The organism is Streptococcus bouchesdurhonensis (assembly GCF_948472335.1).
Genome location: NZ_CAOKTW010000001.1, coordinates 514235 through 533389 on the forward strand (window position 1 = coordinate 514235; position 19155 = coordinate 533389).

Genomic DNA, 19155 nt, shown 5'->3' on the forward strand with positions numbered 1-19155 from the left:
TCCATGACATAGCAGCAGCTTTTCAGCTACAACTTCCTACTTGCTTTCACCCAAGATACGAACTTCTCTCTCAAGAGTAACGCCAGAGTGTTCCTTGACTTTTTCAATCACAGACTCAATCAAGTCCTCGTAGTCTTTAGCCGTTCCATCAGCAACATTGATCATAAATCCTGCGTGCTTTTCAGACACTTCAACACCACCGATACGATAGCCTTTCAAGCCAGCTTCTGAAATTAATTGACCTGCAAAATGACCAACAGGACGCTTAAATACCGAACCACAAGATGGATATTCCAAAGGTTGCTTGAGTTCACGTAGGTGCGTCAAGCGGTCCATTTCTTGCTTGATAACCTGATGACTTCCTGGGGCTAGGGCAAATTTAGCTGACAAGACAACTGCACCAGACTCCTGAATGGCTGAATGGCGGTAACCAAAAGCCAAATCCTTGACAGACAGGGTCTCGATTTCTCCATCCTTTGTCAAGACCTTACAAGACTGCAAGATGTGAGCAATCTCGCCACCATAGGCACCCGCATTCATAAAGACAGCACCACCAACGCTTCCTGGAATCCCACAAGCAAACTCAAAGCCAGTCAAACTATGACGGAGGGCAATGCGAGTTGTTTCAATCAAGTTAGCACCAGCTTCTGCTTCAATGGTATAGCCATCAACGGAAACGTTATTGAGCTTGTCACACAAGATGACAAATCCACGAATCCCTCCATCACGAACGATGATATTGCTAGCATTTCCAAGAACCATCCAAGGAATATTTTCTTGATTGGCAAATTTAACAACGCGCGCCAACTCAAAACGATTTCGTGGAAAGACCAAATAATCGGCCTCTCCACCTACTTTTGTATAACTATAGCTATGCAAGGGTTCCTTGAAACGGATATCAATTCCTTCTAAGATTTCAAGCATTTTTTCTCTTACTGACATGACACTCTTCCTTTTACAAAATTCATTCCATTATACCATTTTTAAGACCATTTGACGACCCTAAAAAAATCTTGGGCTTATTTTAAACAAAAAAGAGGTTTCCCCCTTTTTCTTATGATTTTTTGCAAAAGATTGCCTTTGTTCCATAGGCAACCAGAACAAGTTCAAGTGCTAGGACAACTTCAACCAAGACTGGATTGGTCAACCAGCCAACTTGGACTAGAGATGGTGCTAGGTCAAAGAAGGCGTGTAGGCCATAGGCTGCTAGGAGATAAATCCATTTCTTCTGGCGAACAGCTTGGTAAACCCAAACAGTCAAGAGTAATTGGAAACCTAGGGCCAAGATTCTCTCAAAACCAAGCAAATAAATCTGCCAGACTGATAGCGACTGGATAGTTTTCAACATATTTTCAGACAGTAATTGCATGACCTGTGGATCCTGCGTTTGAACCGCCGAAAGCACGATGTAGAGATTGAGTAAACTAGCAAGGCCTAGGAAAATCAACTCCAAGCCACCATGCCCCAATCCATAAGCCAAGGCATCCGCCTTTTCCAAATTTCTCTTTTTCTCCAACCATTTGAAGAAAATAAGACGAGCAGTTTCCTCAAAAAATGCTGCCATGGCTAGGCCATAGATGATATAGACAAGCGGATGGTCTTGCAAGAGGGCAATACTACCGTCTTTTTGAGGATGTAAAACCAAGATATGCACCAGTTTTTCCAAAATCTGTGAAGAGACAAAGAAGGCTACAGCCCCCAAGCCCAAAACAGCTAGATTGATCTGGTATTTCTTTTTGGCATACCAAATGCTCCCTATCAAGAAAGCCAGCAACAGTACCATGGTAATGATAATATGAATGGTCATTTTCTTCTCCTATTCCGCCTTTTCAATATCTTTTTTCATCTCGTCAACATTGAACTTAGCAAACAAGTATTGACGGTCTTGGACTGGGAAACGTTGATCCAATTGGTCAACAGCTCCCACCTCGATAATCCCTTCCTTGATGACAAAGTCCATGACATGTCCACCGAAAGTCAAATCATCTGAGATGAAGTGCAGATGGTAGCCTGCCACACTGACACCATGAAAAATCTCTGGCGTCCAGAAACCAACGATGGTCCCCGCCACATTTTCGCGACTATATTCAGGCTGATGGGTTGCGACATCAGCAAACTTGGTATCGGGTGTAGACTTGGGAATCATACGCACATGCATATGCGAAAATTCCCCACGAATCTTGATAGAGCGGAAAAGATTTTCCCCATCATAATAAGACTCAATTCGTTCTTCCAATTCCTTGTCTGTCATCTCAAAGCGCTGGCGGAAAATGACCTCTGCCTGATGCGGTACCACTGCAGCGTAAGGAATAAGGGCATCTGGTGACACTTCTACAATTTCTGGTTGCTCTCCTGATCCTTTGGCCTGATAAGCCTTGCCATCCAAGACAATCAATTCTCCATCAATGGAATCCAAGGTTCCCAAACCAAGGTCACCATGCTCTAGCAATTCTCCTACTGTCATAGTCCCACCATAAAGACCAGCCATCAAGGCTCCAAGGGTATTGTATTGAAATAATTTCACTGGTTCCTGCACGTTCTTATCCATTCACTTTCTTGTCTGTTATACTCAATGAAAATCAAAAAGCAAACTAGGAAGCGAGCCGCAGGTTGCTCAAAGCACTGCTTTGAGGTTGTAGATAAGACTGACGAAGTCAGCTCAAAACACTGTTTTGAGGTTGTGGATAGAACTGACGAAGTCAGTAACCATATCTACGGCAAGGCGAAGCTAACGTGGTTTGAAGAGATTTTCGAAGAGTATTATTCTATAAATGTTACTCCTAAGTATACCACATTTGCCCCTAGATGTGAACGAGAGAAATACTCTAGACATTGCCAAGAAAGAAAAAAAAGGGTACAATGTAACAAAATCAAGGGAGGTCTGGAATGAAGAAACAAAGCAAGTACCAAGAGGTCGTTTCCTATCTAAAAAATGGTATCGAGTCTGGACGATTTCCGACGGGAAGCCGCCTGCCTTCTATCCGTCAACTGAGCCTTGACTTCAACTGTAGCAAGGATACTGTCCAACGAGCCCTGCTGGAATTACGGCACGAACAATATCTCTATGCCAAGCCCCAGAGTGGCTACTATGTCCTAGAACAAGGGCAACACCAGGACCTAGAAATCGAGGTTACCGACGAACATGCCAGCGCCTATGACGATTTCCGACTCTGTGTCAATGAAACCTTGATTGGCCGAGAAAACTACCTCTTCAACTACTATGAAAATCAAGAAGGTTTAGAAGACCTAAGACAATCCATTCATAAACTCCTCTTTGACCAAGCTCTCTACTGCAAGGCGGACCAACTGGTACTGACTTCTGGAACCCAACAAGCCTTGTTTATCCTTTCTCAAATTTCCTTTCCTAGCCAAGCCAAGGAAATCTTGGTGGAACAGCCGACCTACCATCGGATGAATCGCCTCTTGATTGCTCAAGGTCTGGACTATCAAACGATTGAACGAGGCATTGATGGAATTGACTTGGAGGAACTGGAAGGCCACTTCAAAACAGGACAAATTAAGTTTTTCTATACCATTCCTCGTTTTCACTATCCTCTGGGACATTCCTATTCAGAGCAGGACAAACGGGCTATTCTTGACTTAGCTGCCAAGTATGGTGTCTATATCGTAGAGGACGACTATCTGGGGGATTTGGACTCTAAAAAGGGCCAGACCTTCCACTATCTAGATACAGAGGAGCGCGTCATTTATATCAAGTCCTTCTCAACCAGCCTCTTTCCAGCCCTGCGGATAACAGCACTCATCCTTCCAAATGCTATCAAGGAAGCCTTTGTGGCCTACAAAAATATCCTAGATTACGATAGCAACCTCATCATGCAAAAGGCCCTGTCACTCTATATCGACAGTCAACTGTTTGAGAAAAACCGTCTGACTCGCTTGGCCAATCAGGAAGCTTACCAAAAACAAATCGAGGAAAGGTTAGCTAAATTTCCTTGCCCCCTTCCTCACTTCCCTCTGCACGATGGAGTATTGCTTGATCTAAGACGATACCCTAAAATCGCCAGTCTCAAACATAGTCAACTGGGCTTGGACTTCTTTGAAAAGGCCTATTTGAGCGCCTGCCCTTATCAATTTGCCAAGGTGTCCCTAGACAATCTGGAAAATGTTTTAAACTATGTAAAAGCAGAATTGGAATGACTTCCAACTCTGCTTTTTCTTATTCTTCAACTTCTGTTAAGGTTGCCGCTTTTTCAAGATATTTTTGGTAGGTACCGTCATCCTTGAGTTTTTGGATGACCTTGTCCACCACTTCTTTTAAATCAGCACTATTTTTTCTAAGGGCAACTGCATTAGCTTCGCCGTCCTTCATCTTCAAGCTGACAGTTGCGACAGCTAAGTCGGCGTTTTTAGCAGCATAGCTAAGGGCAACAGGCTCATCCATGTGAACAGCATCTACTTTTCCAGCCTGCAATTCATTGACAGCTTCACCCATATTGGTTAGGGAAGTCAATTGAGCTTTTGGCAATTGTTCCTTGACCATAGCTTCTGGAACAGTCCCTTTTTGGGCTGCAATATTAGCACTTTCAAGGCTAGTTAAATCCTTGTATTTTTCTACATCAGACTTACGAACCAAGAAACTAATCTTGTTTTCATAGTAAGGGATTGAAAAATCAAAGACTTCTTTTCTCTCATCAGTAGCACTAATTCCTGCAACTGCTAGGTCAGCCTTCCCAGTTTGAAGACTGGTCAAAACATTGTCAAAACTCATGCTTGAGATTTCCAATTTCACCCCAAGTTCATCAGCGATAGCTTGGGCCATATCAATATCCGCACCGACTACCTGATTTTTCCCGTCAACTAAGGATTGGAATTCAAAAGGTGCATAGTCAGGACTAGTCGCCACAACTAATTTCCCCTTTTGCTTAATGGCCTCAACAGCTGACTGAGAACCATTAGAACCCGACTGGCAAGCCACTAAGAAGAAACTTGCAAGAAAGCTACATAAAACAAATATCCATTTTTTCGATTTCATAAATAAACGACCTCTCTGTTGATTTTGTATAATTATAACTCTATCCAAGTTGCTTGTCAAGTGTTTTTTTGAATTTTTATCTTAAAAATATTTTTTTCATTCAAAAAAGGAGCTATCTATTGATTTCAAGCTCCTTTTTATACAGAATGACTCTATTTTATAGTTCGACAATCTTACCTGTTTCAAAGTAAACAACCCATTCACAGATATTCTTGGCATAGTCTCCAATACGTTCCAAGAAGGCAATCACTTGGAAATAATCACGACCTGTAACAATGGCATCAGGATTTTTCTTGATTTCTTCTGTAGCCAAGTCACGAATGCTATCAAAGTAATGGTTGATTTTTTCATCCATTGCTGCTACTTCATAGGCCTGATCTACTGAACCATTGAGATAGAGTTCAAGGGCTGCTTCGACGAAGTTCTTGACATCGCGACCCATTCTCTTTATTTCTTCTTCAACAGCTGGGATGCGTTGCTCCCCCTTCATACGAATTGCCGCCTTGGCAATGGAAACGGCATGGTCACCCATACGTTCCAAGTCAGATACAGCCTTCAAGACTGTCAAAACAGTACGCAAGTCCTGAGAAACGGGTTGTTGAAGGGCAATCATTTCAAATGATTTCTTTTCCAATTTCACTTCGTATTCGTTCACTTCTGCATCGTCTTCGATGACTTCCTTGGCCAAATCACGGTCATGCGTAACAAAGGCACGCACTGTCCGATTGATTTGGGATAGCACTTCTTGTCCCATTGCATAGAACTGGTTGTGCAATTTCTCCAAATCTTCTTCAAATTGAGAACGTAACATCATTTATCTCCTTATCCAAATTTTCCTGAAATATAATCTTCTGTTTCCTTGTGTTGTGGGTTGAGGAACATCTTCTTAGTATCGTTAAACTCAATCAAATCTCCATCTAGGAAAAATCCTGTCTTGTCAGAGATACGAGAGGCTTGTTGCATGGAACGCGTAACCAAGAGCATGGTGTATTTATCTTTTAGAGCATACAAGGTTTCCTCAATCTTACCAGCCGAGATAGGGTCCAGAGCTGAAGTCGGTTCATCCAAGAGAATGATTTTAGGACTGGTTGCCAAGACACGGGCAACGCAGACACGTTGCTGTTGTCCGCCTGAAAGCCCGATAGCTGAATCATGCAGGCGATCCTTGACCTCATCCCAGATAGAAGCTCGTTGCAAGGCTTTTTCAACCGCCTCATCTAGAACCTGCTTGTCCTTCACTCCATTGATACGAAGCCCGTAAACAACATTTTCGTAGATAGACATAGGGAAGGGGTTTGGTTGTTGGAAAACCATACCGATTTCCTTCCGCAATTCAACTGTATCTGTACGCGGGCTGTAAATGTTGTGGCCGTTATAAACCACTGAACCAGTTGTGGTTACCTCTGGATTAAGATCCCCCATGCGGTTGATAGCCTTTAGGAGGGTTGATTTCCCTGATCCAGATGGACCGATCAAGGCTGTAATTTCCTTGGGTTGGAAAGATAGGGAAACACTATTCAAGGCCTTTTTTTGATTGTAGTAAACGGACAGGTCTGACACCTGTAAAATCGCTTCTGTCATACTGTTTCCTTTCTATCCAAAGTGTCCTGTTACGTAGTCATTGGTTGACTGTAGTTTGGCATTTTGGAAAATATTAGAGGTCTTATCGTACTCAATCAAGTCGCCCAAGTAGAAGAATCCTGTGTAGTCACTAGCACGCGCAGCCTGCTGCATGCTGTGGGTCACGATGATAATGGTAAAGTCCTTCTTCAATTCCAACATGGTTTCTTCCAACTGAGCTGTCGCAATCGGATCCAAGGCTGACGCCGGTTCATCCATCAAGAGGATATGTGGTTTAACAGAGATAGCGCGAGCGATACAGAGACGCTGTTGCTGACCACCTGATAAGGTCAAGGCTGACTTGTGCAAATCGTCTTTGACCTGGTCCCAAAGGGCAGCCTGACGAAGAGAAGTTTCCACAATTTCATCCAAAACTTGCTTGTCCTTAACTCCTGCACGTTCATGGGTAAAAGTGATATTGCGGTAGATAGACTTGGCAAAGGGATTTGGGCGTTGGAAGACCATTCCAATGTGCTTACGCATCTCATAGACATTGATTTCTGGACGGTTGACGTCAATCCCTTGATAGAGGATTTGACCTGTGACCTTAGCAATATCAATGGTATCATTCATACGGTTGAGACTGCGGAGGTAGGTTGATTTCCCTGAACCAGAAGGGCCAATTAAGGCCGTAATTTTATTTTTTTCAAATTGCATATCGATGCCCTTGATGGATTCTTTTTTACCGTAGTAAACATGTAAATCCTTAGTAGAGAGGGCCACTTTCTCTTCAGGAAAGGTGATAATATGCTTTTCATCCCAATTATATTTTGACATGGCTTCTCCTTTAGGCAGCGGTTAATTTCTTATGTAGATAGCTTCCGAGTTTGCGGGCTCCAAAGTTAAAGATGAGGATAAAGATGAGGAGCACGGCCGCAGAACCTGCTGATACGATAGTTCCATCAGGAATGGTACCTTCACTGTTGACTTTCCAAATGTGGACAGCCAAGGTTTCTGCTTGGCGGAAGATTGAGATTGGGCTAGTCACACTGAGAATGTTCCAGTTTGACCAGTCAAGGGCTGGAGCGGATTGTCCTGCTGTATAGATCAAAGCAGCAGCCTCACCAAAGATACGACCAGAGGCCAAGACAACACCCGTCACAATACCTGGTAGGGCTTCTGGAATAACCACATGGACCACAGTCTCCCAACGAGAAATCCCAAGGGCCAGACCAGCTTCACGTTGCGTATGGTGAACATGTTTCAAACTGTCCTCGACATTACGAGTCATCTGAGGCAAGTTAAAGACCGTCAAGGCCAAGGCACCTGAAATGATTGAAAATCCATACTCAAACTGAACTACAAAAATCAAGTAACCAAAGAGACCTACAACCACTGATGGTAGTGAAGACAAGATTTCAATACAGGTTCTGACAAAATTGGTCACAGGACCTTTTTTAGCATATTCAGCTAGGAAAATCCCAGCCCCCATAGACAAGGGAACAGAGATAATCAAGGTAATAACCAAAAGGAAGAAGGAATTATAGAGCTGAATTCCAATCCCTCCGCCTGCTTGGTAAGAAGATGATTTGCCAGTCAAGAAAGACCAAGAGATGTGGGGCAAACCACGAACCAAGATATAAAGAATCAAGGATGCCAAGATGGCAACGATAATTCCTGCAATTGAGTAGAGGACAGCTGTTGCAATTTTATCTAATTTCTTAGCGTGCATAGTTTTTCTTTCCTCTTTCTTTCGTAATCAATTTAATCACACTGTTAAAGGCCAAACTCATCAAAAGCAAGACTAAGGCCAGTGACCAGAGAACGTTATTGTCAACGGTTCCCATAACAGTATTTCCGATACCCATGGTCAAAACAGAGGTCAAGGTCGCAGCAGGTGTTGTTAGTGAAGTTGGGACTACGGCTGAGTTTCCGACCACCATCTGAATGGCTAGAGCTTCACCAAAGGCACGCGCCATCCCAAAGACCACTGCTGTGAAAATCCCTGAACGCGCCGCCTTCAAGGTCACGCGCCAGATGGTTTGCCAACGAGTAGCTCCCATAGCCAAACTAGCTTCGCGGTAGTGACGAGGCACCGCACGCAAACTATCGGTTGTCATAAAGGTTACCGTCGGTAAAATCATGACAAAGAGAACGAAAATCCCTGACAAGATCCCAAAACCAGTTCCACCAAAAACACTGCGGACAAAGGGAACCACGACCTGCAAACCGATAAATCCATACACAACTGAAGGAATCCCAACTAGCAATTCAATGGCTGGTTGCAAGATTCTAGCACCTTTTGGTGAGACTTCAGTCATAAAGACTGCCGCACCAATAGCAAAAGGAGTTGCGATAAGGGCTGATAGGATTGTGACAATAAAGGAACCCAAAATCATTGGAAGCGCACCAAATTGTTTACCTGAAGGATTCCAAGTTTGTCCAAAGAGGAAATCAAAGATATTAACCCCATTTACAAAGAAGGTCGACAAACCTTTTTGGGCTACGAAAATCAAAATCATAGCCACAATGATGACAATCAAAGACAGACAGGCAAAGGTCAAGCCTTTTCCTAGTTTCTCTAGACGAGAGTTCTTTGAGGGAGAAAGTAATTTTTTAGCTAATTCTTCTTGATTCATTAGTGACTCCCTTCTAGTGCTGTCACCGTTCCTACAGCATCTTTTTCAACTTTCATTTCCTTGACAGAAATATAGCCCATTCCCTTAACGATTCCGCTTTGCGCTTCATCTGAGAGGACAAAGTTAAGAAATTCTGCCACCAATTCATTAGGCTGACCTAGTGTATACATGTGTTCATAAGACCACAAGGGCCAGTTATTGGTGGTAACATTTTCTGCAATCGGCTCATAGCCGTTCAATTTCATGCGTTTAACCGAGTCATCCACATAGGCAAAAGCTAGGTAAGAAATGGCTCCTGGTGTCTGGGAAACAATGTTTTTGACCATCCCATTTGAATCCTGTTCTTGACTCTGCACGGCCGATTGACCATCCATGATAACACTATCAAAGGTTGCACGTGAACCTGAACTTGCCGCACGGTTGATAATGGAAATGGCTAGGTCTTTCCCACCGACTTCTTTCCAGTTGGTCACTTGACCTGTGAAGATGCTACGGAGTTGTTCAGTTGTCAGATTTTCAACATCAACTTCCTTGTTCACAATCACTGCCAAGCCCGCTACAGCAACCTTGTGATCTACTAGAGCTGATGCGTTGATACCGTCTTTTTCCTCGGCAAATACGTCTGAATTTCCTACATCAACGGCTCCAGACTGAACCTGAGACAGACCTGTACCAGATCCTCCACCTTGGACGTTGACTGTTTTCCCAACGTGCAGAGAGCCAAATTCATCTGCTGCTGCTTCGACCAAAGGCTGAAGAGCCGTTGAACCAACAGCTGTCATGGATTCCCCACGATCAATCCAGCTAGCACATCCCGCCAAAGAACCTGCTAGCAAAAGAGCCGCAAGGGATAGAGCGAGTTTTTTCCTTTTTTTCACTGTTTTTCTCCTTGAAAATAATGGTGAATGCTGTGAATTTTTTCAACTATTTATTTATGTTTTTCTTTTGAAAATTGGGAGCCAACTGAAGTTCTTTGCTTAGTTTTACTAGTCATTTGCTCAGTTACCTTGCCCACCAATTTTGACTTAAAATGAAAGACAATTTGAAAAAAATCCATACTTCCACTATAACATAGACAAGCTACTTTGACTAGCATTTTCACTTGAATCTGAGGCCTTTAGGAAAATAATTTTTCAAAACATTTCCAGTCACCTTAGCAAAGCCCAAACCATTTCCTTGAACCAAAACTTGGTACCAACCATTTGGCAGACTTTCCGCCAGCTGAACGGTTTCTCCAGCCACATACTTTACAAACTCTTCTTGATCAATTTCAACCGACTGCTTGACCTGACTCGGTTTCAAGGCTAGACCAAGAGCAAAACTAGGCTCAAAGCGTTTCTTCTTAAAAGTGCCTAGATGCAGGCCATTGCGAGCAATCTTGAGCTTCCCTAAATCTGGCAAGAGTTCGGGCAAGAGATAGAGTTGGTCACCAAAAGTCTGCAAGATTCCCCTTAGATTGATTTTCAAATGTTTTTGGGCAAATTCCTGCCACAAGGCAACTTGTTCTCGGCTGAGATTGCTTTTACTTGCCTTAAATTTAGGGGCGTGATTTTCACCCTTAAACTGTAGATGGGCTACAAACTGACCTTCTCCCTTAAAATGATGAGGATACATCCGAGCCGTTTCTGGCAGGTCAATACCAGCTACCATTCCATTGATATGCTCAACTGGCAACAAGTCAAAATCATACTCTTTCAGTAGCCAATTGACAATCTCTTCGTTTTCCTCAGGTGCCCAGGTACAAGTCGAATAAACCAGACGACCGCCCTCAGCTAACATGGTCACTGCATCTTCCAGAATTTCTCTTTGCAAGCTAGCGCATTGACTCGGATAATCTAAGCTCCAATAGTCCATAGCATCTGGTTGCTTACGGAACATCCCTTCACCAGAGCAAGGAGCATCAAGGACAATGAGGTCAAAATAGCCTTTAAAAACCTTGGCCAAGCGGTCAGCAGATTCATTGGTCACCACGACATTTGTCGCTCCAAAGCGCTCCATATTTTCTACTAAAATCTTAGCCCGTTTGCTTGAAATTTCATTGGAAACGAGAATACCCTCCCCTGCTAGATAGGCAGCCAGCTGAGTTGATTTTCCACCTGGAGCAGCGGCCAAATCCAAGACTTTCATACCAGGACTGGGTTGGGCTACCTGAGCAACCATCTGGGCAGCGGGTTCTTGCGAATAGACCAAACCTGTAGCATGCTCAGGCGATTTCCCTGAAACCTTCCCATAATGTCCCCAAGGAGTTTGAGGAATGGCATCAGGAAAGGAAACTTGCGCTTCTTTTAAAGGATTGACCCGAAAGGCCGAAACCGCTTCCTCCTCAAAAGAGGCAAGAAAATCTCTTGCCTCATCTCCTAATATCTCTTCATATTTTTCAACAAATCCTTCTGGAAATTGCATTTAAGTTCTTTTCCTTTCGTAAATATAGGATTGAATTTCCTCCTGCATCTCAAGAGGGACCATCATGACCGGCTGTCTGGTTTTAAAATCAAGCGGTTGACCAGATAGAGTCACGACCCGATAGCCCAGACTTTCCCCTAAAATACTAGCCGCAGCATAATCCCATGGTTGCAGATAAGTGACATAGGTCAACAAACGCCCTGACAAAATCTTGGCAAAACTAATGGCCGCACTCCCATAGACACGAACACCGAGGACCGCTTGACTCAAATCAGCCAGCCCCCATTCGTTGGTTTCCAGCATGCCACTATTGCCTGCAATGAGAAAATCTCCAAGTGGTTTTGCTTTAAAGGGAGCTAGGGGCTTATCATTTAGACAAACTGGAAATTCTCCACCACCGTGATAACAATCCCCTTTGACCACATCATAAATCAGGCCAAACTGTCCCTGACCATTCTCAAAATAAGCCATCATAACAGCAAAATCTTCCTGCTGGGCTACAAAGTTATTGGTACCATCAATGGGATCAATGACCCAAACCTTGCCCTCTTGAACCGAAGCTCTCAGACAACCTTCTTCAGCACAAATCTTATCATCAGGATAACGGGACAAAATCTCACCCACCAATAGTTCCTGAACTTCCTTGTCCAGTCTGGTCACCAAGTCTGTTGGAGAGGACTTGGTCTCAACACACAAGTCTTCCTGCATATGGTCAAGAATGTACTGACCCGCCTTATTGACAAGCTCTTTAGCAAATTCAAATTTACTTTCCAAGAGAAATCTTCCCTTCCCCTTTTTCCTTGGCAGTCTGAACTGCTCGATAAAGCGAATAGCCACTAACTGTTTCAAATTCTCGTCCCAAACGTTTCTCTTCACTCTTGCTTGGCACAACCGCCTTGAATCCCTTATAGGAGTCCAGTAACTTTTTAGCCTCTACCTTGCTTTCATAGGCAGCTTCAACATCATTAAAAAAAGAAAGCACTGAAGCAAGTTCTTCAGTGCTCCACGACAAATCTAGTGGGTAACTATACTGTTTGTTCATTAACTAATACCAGCTCTCATTCTTGCTTCTTTTAGTTCTTGCTTACGGTAACTACGAGGGAGAAAAGCACGAATCTCATCTTCATTAAAACCGATCTGCATACGTTTGGCATCGATAATAATTGGACGACGCAAAAGACTTGGATACTGCTCAATCAAATGAAGCAATTCTGATACCGAAATACTTTCTACATCAATATCTAATTTTTGAAAAATTTTTGAACGAGTTGAAATGATGTCATCAGTACCATTTTCGGTCAAGGAAAGGATGTGTTGCAATTCTTTTCTTGTTAAAGGACTGGTCATAATATTGTGTTCCTCAAAGGGAACCTTATGTTTTTCTAACCAGGCCTTTGCCTTACGACATGAAGTACAGCTCGGTGATAGAAATAGTGTAATCATGCTTTTCTCTTCTTATCTATACTTTGCTACTTCTATTATACAAAAAAATAAAGCGCTTGACTAGAGATTTTTAGAAAAAAAGCCTATTTTTTCAAGAAAAATAGACTGTTTGCGAACGATTAACTCTTTTTAGATTTGATTAATTCATTCTTGACAATAGTTTCGAATCACATACCTAATTGATTTATGCAAAATAAGAATATCTTTCGTTTCACTTCCTACGGCTTTTCAGGTATAGAAAACCAAAAAAGCTTTCATAGAGGGCAAAAAAGAGGAGGAAGGCATGGAGGAAAAAGGTCTCTGGTAAAATCAGAATAACAGGATCCTTGGCTGGGTCAAAAAGCCAAGTATCATCTCCCACAAAGAGAATTTGATGGAAAAGGGTAAAGAATTGGTCAAAACCAATCAGAACTCCCCCAAGCCCAATCAGTAAAGGCAAGACTACTAGAACCAAAAGCCCTTTACTAAATAGAGATAAAAAGCCCTTTTTCACAATTCCTTTTACAAAGACATAGAAACTTGGCAGTGTCACTAGGGCAACTAACTGTACCAAGTGAAAGAGATTCTTAACGACTGCAAAGTGGTGCAAACCAGCTGCTGACGAACGAAAATCAGGCATCTCTAGGACCTGACTAAAAGGATTGGTCAGGTAATTCATCAAGATATGAAAGTTGTACTGAATGGTTTCCGGTTTTAAATAGACCCGATTTGTTAAATTCAGCCACTGAATTTCCAATGGATAAACAATCCAAGCCAGATAAATAGTCAGAAGGATTGAGAGGGAAAGGAGAAAGAGCATAGAGGCCCAAAAGTTCAGTTTAGTTTTCATCAAAATCCCACTCCGAAAGGCTAGACACCACATGAGTCGGTGCGATTGGTAGGTCTGCTACTTCTTCTGCCTTAGTGAAACCTGTTGTCACCAAGAGCGTTGGAATGCCATTGTCAATCCCTGCTCGGATATCTGTTAAATAGTTATCTCCAACCATAATCAACTCTTCCCGTTCCAAGCCTAAGTGCTCAACTGCCTTGTCCATGATGATAGCATTTGGTTTCCCAATATAAACAGGCTTCACTCGTGTTGCTACTTCAAGCAGGGTAATCAGCGAACCAGCACCAGGCAAAAGACCGCGTTCTGTCGGGATGTTGAGGTCAGGATTGGTTCCGATAAAGTGAGCTCCCTTTTGGATAGCCAGAGTTGCTGTCGCAAATTTTTCATAGTCGACTTGCCAGTCCAGTCCTACTACCACATAGGCAGGATTTTCCTTGTCTTCCACATAACCAGCCGCCTTGATGGCTTCCTTAAGCCCTGATTCTCCAATGACATAGACTGTCTTTTCCAGTCCCAAGTCATTCATGTAGTCGATGGTTGCCAAGGTCGCTGTGTAGACAGTCGATAGGGGCGTATCGATATTAAAATTCTGAGCCAACATATCCTGAACACTCTCTGGAGTGCGTGTTGTATTGTTGGTCACAAAGAGATAGGGAATATCCCGCTTTTGCAATTCATGGACAAAAGCCTCTCCTGCTGGGATTCGGTCTTTCCCCTTATAAATAGTACCGTCTAAATCAATTAAATAGCCTTTATATTTCATACTTTTTCCTAATCTTTTTTTATTTCTTGCCAAGTGATGATAGCTTGGGCATTGGTAGCACCATCGCTTGTAATTTCATGCTTGCTTTCCAGTCCAGTCCGTTCAACAGCCGATGTAATCACCCCACCTGGTCGAACTTCCTTGACATACTTGAGGTTGATTTTTTGGGGAATATACTGGGTCAAAAATTCCGCTCCCATGACCTCAAAAATCCAGTCCAGGTATTTACTGTTGTTGACATGGCCATTCATATCCAAGTCGTAAAAACGTACATGGTAATCCTTGCTGACTGGCTCGTCCAAGGACTCATACTTTGGTCCGCGGATAAGTTTTTTATCAAAATCAGACTGGTAAGGAGCCACAATCTCAGGTTCGACAGCATGGACTTTTCGACTGTCTCGGTCCATGAGAACAAAGGTCGCCATCATGTGAATGAGCTCCTGCCCCGTTTCATCATAAATGGTAAAGCGACGATAGCAAAAGAGTCGATTGTAGCTCAAAGCTTCCGTTTCGATGGTGATTTCTTCCGCAAAACGAGGCAAACGATCCACCTCAATATCATAGTCTGTGATAATCCAGACCAGATTATAATTTTCCAGAATAGCCTTATCACTAACTCCCAATTCAATCGACTGCATCCCTGAAACTTGCAAGGACAGCAAAATTACATCTGGAAGTTTGATATGACCGTTCATATCCGCCATATCAAAAGGAATCTTCATTTTCATTTGATAAGTTAAGCCCATGATCCTACTCCAAAATAAATCGTTCTGCTACAGTGTCTCCTAAAAAGAGACCTCTTTTTGTCATGCGAACTCGGTCACCCTCTATTTGCATGAGACCTTGTTGCACCAAGTCTCTGACAATTTCTCCATAAAGTCCATCGAAAGACCGTCCAAATTTTTCCTCAAATCTGCTCATTGAGACACCGGATTTTTTGCGAAGTCCCAAGAACATTTCTTCTTCCATTTGCTCTTTTTGACTCAGGTGTTCTTCTATGATACGAGCATTGCCTTCCTCAACCGCACTGAGATAATGACGAATGGGACCATGATTTTTATAACGAACACCATCGATATAGCCAGAGGCCCCAGCACCGATACCATAGTATTCAGCATTGTCCCAGTACATGAGATTGTGGCGACTTTCAAAACCGGGTTTGGAGAAATTGGAAATCTCATAATGCTCAAAACCTGCTCGCTCCAGCTCTGCGATGATGTAATCAAACATCTCAGCTTCCAGTTCCTCCTTAGGCAGAGGCAATTTCCCTCGTCGCATACGATTCATAAAGACCGTGTGATTTTCCAAAATCAAGCTATACAAACTCATATGAGGAATATCCAGTCCAATAGCCTTAGCCACATTTTCCTTTACTTGCTCCATGGTCTGACCAGGCAGCGCATAAATCAAATCGATAGAGATATTGTCAAAACCAGCCAATTTAAGACGGTCGATATTTTCATAAATATCCTTCTCCAAATGACTGCGCCCAATCTTTTTCAGCATCTTGTCATCAAAGGTCTGCACGCCTAGCGAAACACGATTGACAGCCGAGTTCTTCAAAACAGCAATCTTATCCGCGTTCAAGTCACCTGGATTGGCTTCAATGGTCAACTCTTCCAAGACTGACAAGTCCAAGTTTTTAGTCAAACCATTCAGTAACACCTCCAGTTGCGGAGCTGACAGGGCTGTCGGTGTACCACCACCGATATAAAGAGTTCTCAACTTTTGAATATCATAAGAACGAAACTCTTCCAGCAGATGCTCCAAATAGCTATCAACTGGCTGGTTCTTGATGAAGACCTTTGAAAAGTCACAATAATAACAAATCTGGGTACAAAATGGGATGTGCACATAGGCTGACGTTGGTTTTTTCTGCATAGTAATTATTATACCACAAAGACAGGCTACGAGAAAAAAATCACCATCTCCAGACATATAGTTCGTCCAGAGATGGTGATGGTTTATTCTTCTGTTATGTCAATAACAATCTCTTCTGATTCATCAAGAGTTTCGGCCTTTTCTTGCCATTGCTCCTTGAGATTATTGAATCGATCTTTTGATGCTTCTGTCGCCTGGCGAGCACATGATTTGGCTTGAGCAAGTACACTGTCCACAGTGATTTCACCTGACTCAACCTGTTCTTTGGTTTTAAGAACAAAATCTGTAGCCTGCTCCTTAACTTCTGTCAGTTTTTCACAGATCCGCTCCTTGGCATACTCAGGATCTTCTCTCAAATCATCTAGAAAATCTTGAGCCTGACTGCAAACTTGTTTGCCCTTGTCGCTTGTTAAAAACAAGGCAAGAGCTGCACCTGAAATGGTTCCTAAAAGGATTGAGGATAGTTTACCCATAAGAATTCTCCTTTTTTATTTTTTGAAAAATTTACTTGCTACACGAAGAGCTGACAAACTTGCACCAGTCTTAAGTGTTTTTGAACCAGCTGAGGAAGCTTTCTTGCTCAAGACACGCGCATGGTCATTGAGGTCTGAAACAGATAGAGATAAATCTGCCACTGCACTAAAGAGTGGATCAATCGTTGCCACCTTGACATTGATATCATCTGCCAAGACATTGACCTTAGCCAGCAATTCATTGGTATGATGCAAGGTCACATCCACATCTGAAGTCAAGGTTTTAATCGTCTTCTCTGTTTCATCGATAACACGTCCAAGCTTTTGTACAGTAATGATTAAATACACTAAAAATACAATCAAAGCAAGGGCTACAAGAATATATGCAACTTCTAACATTTAGTTTTCCTCCTCTGAAATATAGTAAGGGGCCTTCTTTCGATTTTGATATAGAATGATAAAAATACCAAGACCGATAAGGACAACTGATAGCCATTGAGACACTCGAAGACCAAAGAACATGAGACTATCTGTCCGCATACCTTCGATGACCATACGACCGAAACCATACCAAATCAAATAGAAAGCAGTGATATGACCTCGTCTAAGGCTCTTCCATTTTCGTCTAAAAATCAGAATCAAGGCAAATCCAAGAAGATTCCATAGAGACTCATAAAGGAAGGTTGGCTGACGATAGCTCCCCTCAATATACATCTGGTCACGAATAAAGCCAGGTAGATAATCCAGATTATCCACTGCTGCACCATAGGCTTCTTGGTTAAAGAAATTGCCCCAGCGACCCAAACTTTGGGCAATCATGACGCTAGGCGCCGCAATATCTAGGAAATCCCAAGTATTGATGAGTTTACGATCAGCAAAGATATAGAGTACAATAGCCCCAGTTATCAAACCACCGTAAATAGCCAAACCACCATTCCAAATGGCAAAAATTTCTCCCAAGTTCTGACTATAGTAATCAAAACGGAAAATAACATAATAGAGACGTGCTCCTAAAATAGCCAAAGGAAAAGCTATCAGGATGAAATCTAAAATATCGTCTGGTATGATCTTCTTTCTAGGTGCTTCTTTCATGGTCAAATAAACCGCAAGAATCAAGCCTGTCACAATACACAAGGCATACCAACGAATGGCTAGAGGGCCTAGATGAATAGCAATTGGATCAAGCATTAGGCACCTCGTTTTGAGCAATAAGATTGGTCAAGCGTTCTTCGAACAAACGAGTCGCATCAAAGCCCATTTCCTTGGCACGATAATTCATGGCAGCAGCCTCAATCACAACAGAAATATTACGACCTGTTTTAACTGGAATACGAATACGAGGAATAGATACGCCAGAAATTTTAAGTTCCTCTGCATTGTTTCCAAGACGATCAAAAGTTTTATGTGTATCGTAATTTTCCAAATAAACAGCCAACTGGACTTGTGAAGAATCCTTGACGGCACTCGCACCGTAGAGGCTCATAACATCGATAATCCCAACCCCACGAATTTCAATCAGGTGTCTCAAGATTTCAGCCGGTTCACCCCAAAGGGTAATCTCGTCCTTGGCAAAGATGTCTACGCGATCATCTGCTACCAAGCGGTGACCACGTTTGACAAGCTCTAGACCTGTCTCACTTTTACCAATTCCACTATCGCCCTGAATCAAGACACCCATACCATAGATATCCATCAAGACACCGTGCACACTAGTACGTTCCGCCAAACGAGAATCCAAATAGCTAGATAACTCTCCAGACAATCGACTGGTCGCCGTACGGCTAGTTAAAATAGCAATCTTACATTCTCTAGCTGCCTTTAGCATCTCCTCAGGAACCACCAAACCACGAGCAACAATAACCGCAGGTGTCTCAGGTAGAAACATTTTTTTCAAGACTTGGTAACGGTTGTGAGAGGACATCGAAACGAGATAGGACCACTCCTTCATTCCCAAAAGTTGAATCCGCTCAGGCGTATAATAGTCAAAATAGCCCGTCATTTCAAGACCAGGTCGCGTAATGTCCGCGGTATTAATTTCCTTTTCAAGTAATTCTGGTTCGCCATAGACAATGTCTAGTCTAAGCTTTTCAATCACTTCTTTTACTAAAACCGACATCATTTCCTCCTTCAATCGAGTTCTTTTTACTATTATATCAAATTGTCCTTAGAAG

24 protein-coding genes are annotated in these 19155 nt (G+C 42.7%); 2 read left to right on the top strand and 22 right to left on the bottom strand.

Translation table 11 applies throughout. The features are described 5' to 3' along the window. Window positions 1-36 precede the first annotated feature (36 nt). The 3 genes from murB to budA form a co-directional block, all read right to left on the bottom strand. Complete coding sequence (gene murB, locus QMQ21_RS02470) at window positions 37-942, bottom strand: UDP-N-acetylmuramate dehydrogenase (protein ID WP_261813844.1); 906 nt, start codon at window positions 940-942, stop codon at window positions 37-39. 112 nt (window positions 943-1054) lie between these two features. Further along, window positions 1055-1807, bottom strand: coding sequence for a YhfC family intramembrane metalloprotease (locus QMQ21_RS02475; protein ID WP_261813845.1), 753 nt, complete (start codon window positions 1805-1807; stop codon window positions 1055-1057). A gap of 9 nt (window positions 1808-1816) precedes the next feature. Continuing rightward, the gene (gene budA / locus QMQ21_RS02480; protein ID WP_261813846.1) at window positions 1817-2548 is read right to left on the bottom strand and encodes an acetolactate decarboxylase; all 732 of its coding nucleotides are present in this window, start codon (window positions 2546-2548) and stop codon (window positions 1817-1819) included. Window positions 2549-2572: 24 nt separating this feature from the next. On the opposite strand from budA, the gene QMQ21_RS02485 reads away from it, so the two are divergent. Then, complete coding sequence (locus QMQ21_RS02485) at window positions 2573-2890, top strand: hypothetical protein (protein ID WP_261813847.1); 318 nt, start codon at window positions 2573-2575, stop codon at window positions 2888-2890. Next, window positions 2887-4158, top strand: coding sequence for an aminotransferase-like domain-containing protein (locus QMQ21_RS02490; protein ID WP_261813848.1), 1272 nt, complete (start codon window positions 2887-2889; stop codon window positions 4156-4158). Before QMQ21_RS02485 ends, QMQ21_RS02490 begins: the two co-directional genes overlap by 4 nt. A 19-nt stretch (window positions 4159-4177) precedes the next feature. Here the strand turns inward: QMQ21_RS02490 and QMQ21_RS02495 are convergent, their stop codons facing one another. From QMQ21_RS02495 to hprK, 19 genes are all read right to left on the bottom strand, one after another. Next, entirely contained in the window at window positions 4178-4993 is an 816-nt protein-coding gene (locus QMQ21_RS02495; protein WP_000837375.1) for an ABC transporter substrate-binding protein, read from the bottom strand. A 157-nt stretch (window positions 4994-5150) separates the two neighbouring features. Beyond that, window positions 5151-5804, bottom strand: coding sequence for a phosphate signaling complex protein PhoU (phoU, locus tag QMQ21_RS02500; RefSeq protein WP_000946458.1), 654 nt, complete (start codon window positions 5802-5804; stop codon window positions 5151-5153). 11 nt (window positions 5805-5815) lie between these two features. Continuing rightward, window positions 5816-6574, bottom strand: coding sequence for a phosphate ABC transporter ATP-binding protein PstB (gene pstB, locus QMQ21_RS02505; RefSeq protein WP_000133483.1), 759 nt, complete (start codon window positions 6572-6574; stop codon window positions 5816-5818). 12 nt (window positions 6575-6586) lie between these two features. Continuing rightward, window positions 6587-7390, bottom strand: a complete 804-nt coding sequence (pstB, locus tag QMQ21_RS02510) for a phosphate ABC transporter ATP-binding protein PstB (RefSeq protein WP_261813849.1) — start codon at window positions 7388-7390, stop codon at window positions 6587-6589. Window positions 7391-7400: 10 nt separating this feature from the next. Then, window positions 7401-8285: a phosphate ABC transporter permease PstA gene (pstA, locus tag QMQ21_RS02515; protein ID WP_000543046.1), complete on the bottom strand. Its 885-nt coding sequence runs from the start codon at window positions 8283-8285 to the stop codon at window positions 7401-7403. Further along, window positions 8275-9192: a phosphate ABC transporter permease subunit PstC gene (pstC, locus tag QMQ21_RS02520; protein ID WP_001070903.1), complete on the bottom strand. Its 918-nt coding sequence runs from the start codon at window positions 9190-9192 to the stop codon at window positions 8275-8277. Before pstC ends, pstA begins: the two co-directional genes overlap by 11 nt. After that, window positions 9192-10070: a phosphate ABC transporter substrate-binding protein PstS family protein gene (locus QMQ21_RS02525; RefSeq protein ID WP_000746324.1), complete on the bottom strand. Its 879-nt coding sequence runs from the start codon at window positions 10068-10070 to the stop codon at window positions 9192-9194. The genes pstC and QMQ21_RS02525 overlap by 1 nt, the downstream gene beginning before the upstream one ends. A 220-nt stretch (window positions 10071-10290) precedes the next feature. Further along, complete coding sequence (locus QMQ21_RS02530) at window positions 10291-11595, bottom strand: RsmF rRNA methyltransferase first C-terminal domain-containing protein (protein ID WP_261813850.1); 1305 nt, start codon at window positions 11593-11595, stop codon at window positions 10291-10293. Then, on the bottom strand, window positions 11596-12369 hold the full coding sequence (locus QMQ21_RS02535) for an inositol monophosphatase family protein (RefSeq protein WP_049547022.1): 774 nt from the start codon (window positions 12367-12369) through the stop codon (window positions 11596-11598). After that, entirely contained in the window at window positions 12359-12637 is a 279-nt protein-coding gene (locus QMQ21_RS02540) for a UPF0223 family protein (protein WP_020901523.1), read from the bottom strand. Before QMQ21_RS02540 ends, QMQ21_RS02535 begins: the two co-directional genes overlap by 11 nt. Then, window positions 12637-13038: a Spx/MgsR family RNA polymerase-binding regulatory protein gene (locus tag QMQ21_RS02545; protein ID WP_000631254.1), complete on the bottom strand. Its 402-nt coding sequence runs from the start codon at window positions 13036-13038 to the stop codon at window positions 12637-12639. Before QMQ21_RS02545 ends, QMQ21_RS02540 begins: the two co-directional genes overlap by 1 nt. 211 nt (window positions 13039-13249) lie before the next feature. Then, window positions 13250-13867 (bottom strand): TIGR01906 family membrane protein, encoded by a 618-nt coding sequence (locus QMQ21_RS02550; protein ID WP_223336520.1) that lies wholly within the window; start codon window positions 13865-13867, stop codon window positions 13250-13252. Beyond that, a complete protein-coding gene (locus QMQ21_RS02555) occupies window positions 13857-14630 on the bottom strand; it encodes a TIGR01457 family HAD-type hydrolase (RefSeq protein ID WP_261069891.1) in 774 nt (257 codons plus the stop codon). The genes QMQ21_RS02550 and QMQ21_RS02555 overlap by 11 nt, the downstream gene beginning before the upstream one ends. 8 nt (window positions 14631-14638) lie before the next feature. Continuing rightward, window positions 14639-15376 (bottom strand): acyl-[acyl-carrier-protein] thioesterase, encoded by a 738-nt coding sequence (locus QMQ21_RS02560; protein WP_049499052.1) that lies wholly within the window; start codon window positions 15374-15376, stop codon window positions 14639-14641. A 4-nt stretch (window positions 15377-15380) separates the two neighbouring features. Beyond that, window positions 15381-16511 carry a radical SAM family heme chaperone HemW gene (gene hemW / locus QMQ21_RS02565; protein ID WP_261120123.1) on the bottom strand — a complete coding sequence of 377 codons (1131 nt, stop codon included), beginning with the start codon at window positions 16509-16511 and terminating at the stop codon, window positions 15381-15383. An 83-nt stretch (window positions 16512-16594) separates the two neighbouring features. Then, window positions 16595-16984 (bottom strand): YtxH domain-containing protein, encoded by a 390-nt coding sequence (locus QMQ21_RS02570; protein WP_227325928.1) that lies wholly within the window; start codon window positions 16982-16984, stop codon window positions 16595-16597. Between the two features lie 15 nt (window positions 16985-16999). Then, complete coding sequence (locus tag QMQ21_RS02575; protein WP_000895044.1) at window positions 17000-17383, bottom strand: DUF948 domain-containing protein; 384 nt, start codon at window positions 17381-17383, stop codon at window positions 17000-17002. Next, on the bottom strand, window positions 17384-18172 hold the full coding sequence (gene lgt, locus QMQ21_RS02580) for a prolipoprotein diacylglyceryl transferase (RefSeq protein ID WP_000886648.1): 789 nt from the start codon (window positions 18170-18172) through the stop codon (window positions 17384-17386). It abuts the gene before it with no gap. Further along, window positions 18165-19100 (bottom strand): HPr(Ser) kinase/phosphatase, encoded by a 936-nt coding sequence (hprK, locus tag QMQ21_RS02585; protein WP_024057508.1) that lies wholly within the window; start codon window positions 19098-19100, stop codon window positions 18165-18167. Before hprK ends, lgt begins: the two co-directional genes overlap by 8 nt. Window positions 19101-19155 lie beyond the last annotated feature (55 nt).

Bases quoted from the DNA above. Each gene is read 5' to 3' on its own strand.
- QMQ21_RS02560 (WP_049499052.1), bottom strand. From the start codon at position 15,376: ATGGGCTTAACTTATCAAATGAAAATGAAGATTCCTTTTGATATGGCG.
- phoU (WP_000946458.1), bottom strand. From the start codon at position 5,804: ATGTTACGTTCTCAATTTGAAGAAGATTTGGAGAAATTGCACAACCAG.
- hprK (WP_024057508.1), bottom strand. From the start codon at position 19,100: ATGTCGGTTTTAGTAAAAGAAGTGATTGAAAAGCTTAGACTAGACATT.
- QMQ21_RS02485 (WP_261813847.1), top strand. From the start codon at position 2,573: ATGAAAATCAAAAAGCAAACTAGGAAGCGAGCCGCAGGTTGCTCAAAG.
- hemW (WP_261120123.1), bottom strand. From the start codon at position 16,511: ATGCAGAAAAAACCAACGTCAGCCTATGTGCACATCCCATTTTGTACC.
- QMQ21_RS02575 (WP_000895044.1), bottom strand. From the start codon at position 17,383: ATGTTAGAAGTTGCATATATTCTTGTAGCCCTTGCTTTGATTGTATTT.
- QMQ21_RS02540 (WP_020901523.1), bottom strand. From the start codon at position 12,637: ATGAACAAACAGTATAGTTACCCACTAGATTTGTCGTGGAGCACTGAA.
- QMQ21_RS02495 (WP_000837375.1), bottom strand. From the start codon at position 4,993: ATGAAATCGAAAAAATGGATATTTGTTTTATGTAGCTTTCTTGCAAGT.
- budA (WP_261813846.1), bottom strand. From the start codon at position 2,548: ATGGATAAGAACGTGCAGGAACCAGTGAAATTATTTCAATACAATACC.
- pstB (WP_000133483.1), bottom strand. From the start codon at position 6,574: ATGACAGAAGCGATTTTACAGGTGTCAGACCTGTCCGTTTACTACAAT.
- QMQ21_RS02550 (WP_223336520.1), bottom strand. From the start codon at position 13,867: ATGAAAACTAAACTGAACTTTTGGGCCTCTATGCTCTTTCTCCTTTCC.
- pstA (WP_000543046.1), bottom strand. From the start codon at position 8,285: ATGCACGCTAAGAAATTAGATAAAATTGCAACAGCTGTCCTCTACTCA.
- QMQ21_RS02490 (WP_261813848.1), top strand. From the start codon at position 2,887: ATGAAGAAACAAAGCAAGTACCAAGAGGTCGTTTCCTATCTAAAAAAT.
- QMQ21_RS02530 (WP_261813850.1), bottom strand. From the start codon at position 11,595: ATGCAATTTCCAGAAGGATTTGTTGAAAAATATGAAGAGATATTAGGA.
- pstB (WP_261813849.1), bottom strand. From the start codon at position 7,390: ATGTCAAAATATAATTGGGATGAAAAGCATATTATCACCTTTCCTGAA.
- lgt (WP_000886648.1), bottom strand. From the start codon at position 18,172: ATGCTTGATCCAATTGCTATTCATCTAGGCCCTCTAGCCATTCGTTGG.
- QMQ21_RS02570 (WP_227325928.1), bottom strand. From the start codon at position 16,984: ATGGGTAAACTATCCTCAATCCTTTTAGGAACCATTTCAGGTGCAGCT.
- pstC (WP_001070903.1), bottom strand. From the start codon at position 9,192: ATGAATCAAGAAGAATTAGCTAAAAAATTACTTTCTCCCTCAAAGAAC.
- QMQ21_RS02475 (WP_261813845.1), bottom strand. From the start codon at position 1,807: ATGACCATTCATATTATCATTACCATGGTACTGTTGCTGGCTTTCTTG.
- QMQ21_RS02545 (WP_000631254.1), bottom strand. From the start codon at position 13,038: ATGATTACACTATTTCTATCACCGAGCTGTACTTCATGTCGTAAGGCA.
- murB (WP_261813844.1), bottom strand. From the start codon at position 942: ATGTCAGTAAGAGAAAAAATGCTTGAAATCTTAGAAGGAATTGATATC.
- QMQ21_RS02555 (WP_261069891.1), bottom strand. From the start codon at position 14,630: ATGAAATATAAAGGCTATTTAATTGATTTAGACGGTACTATTTATAAG.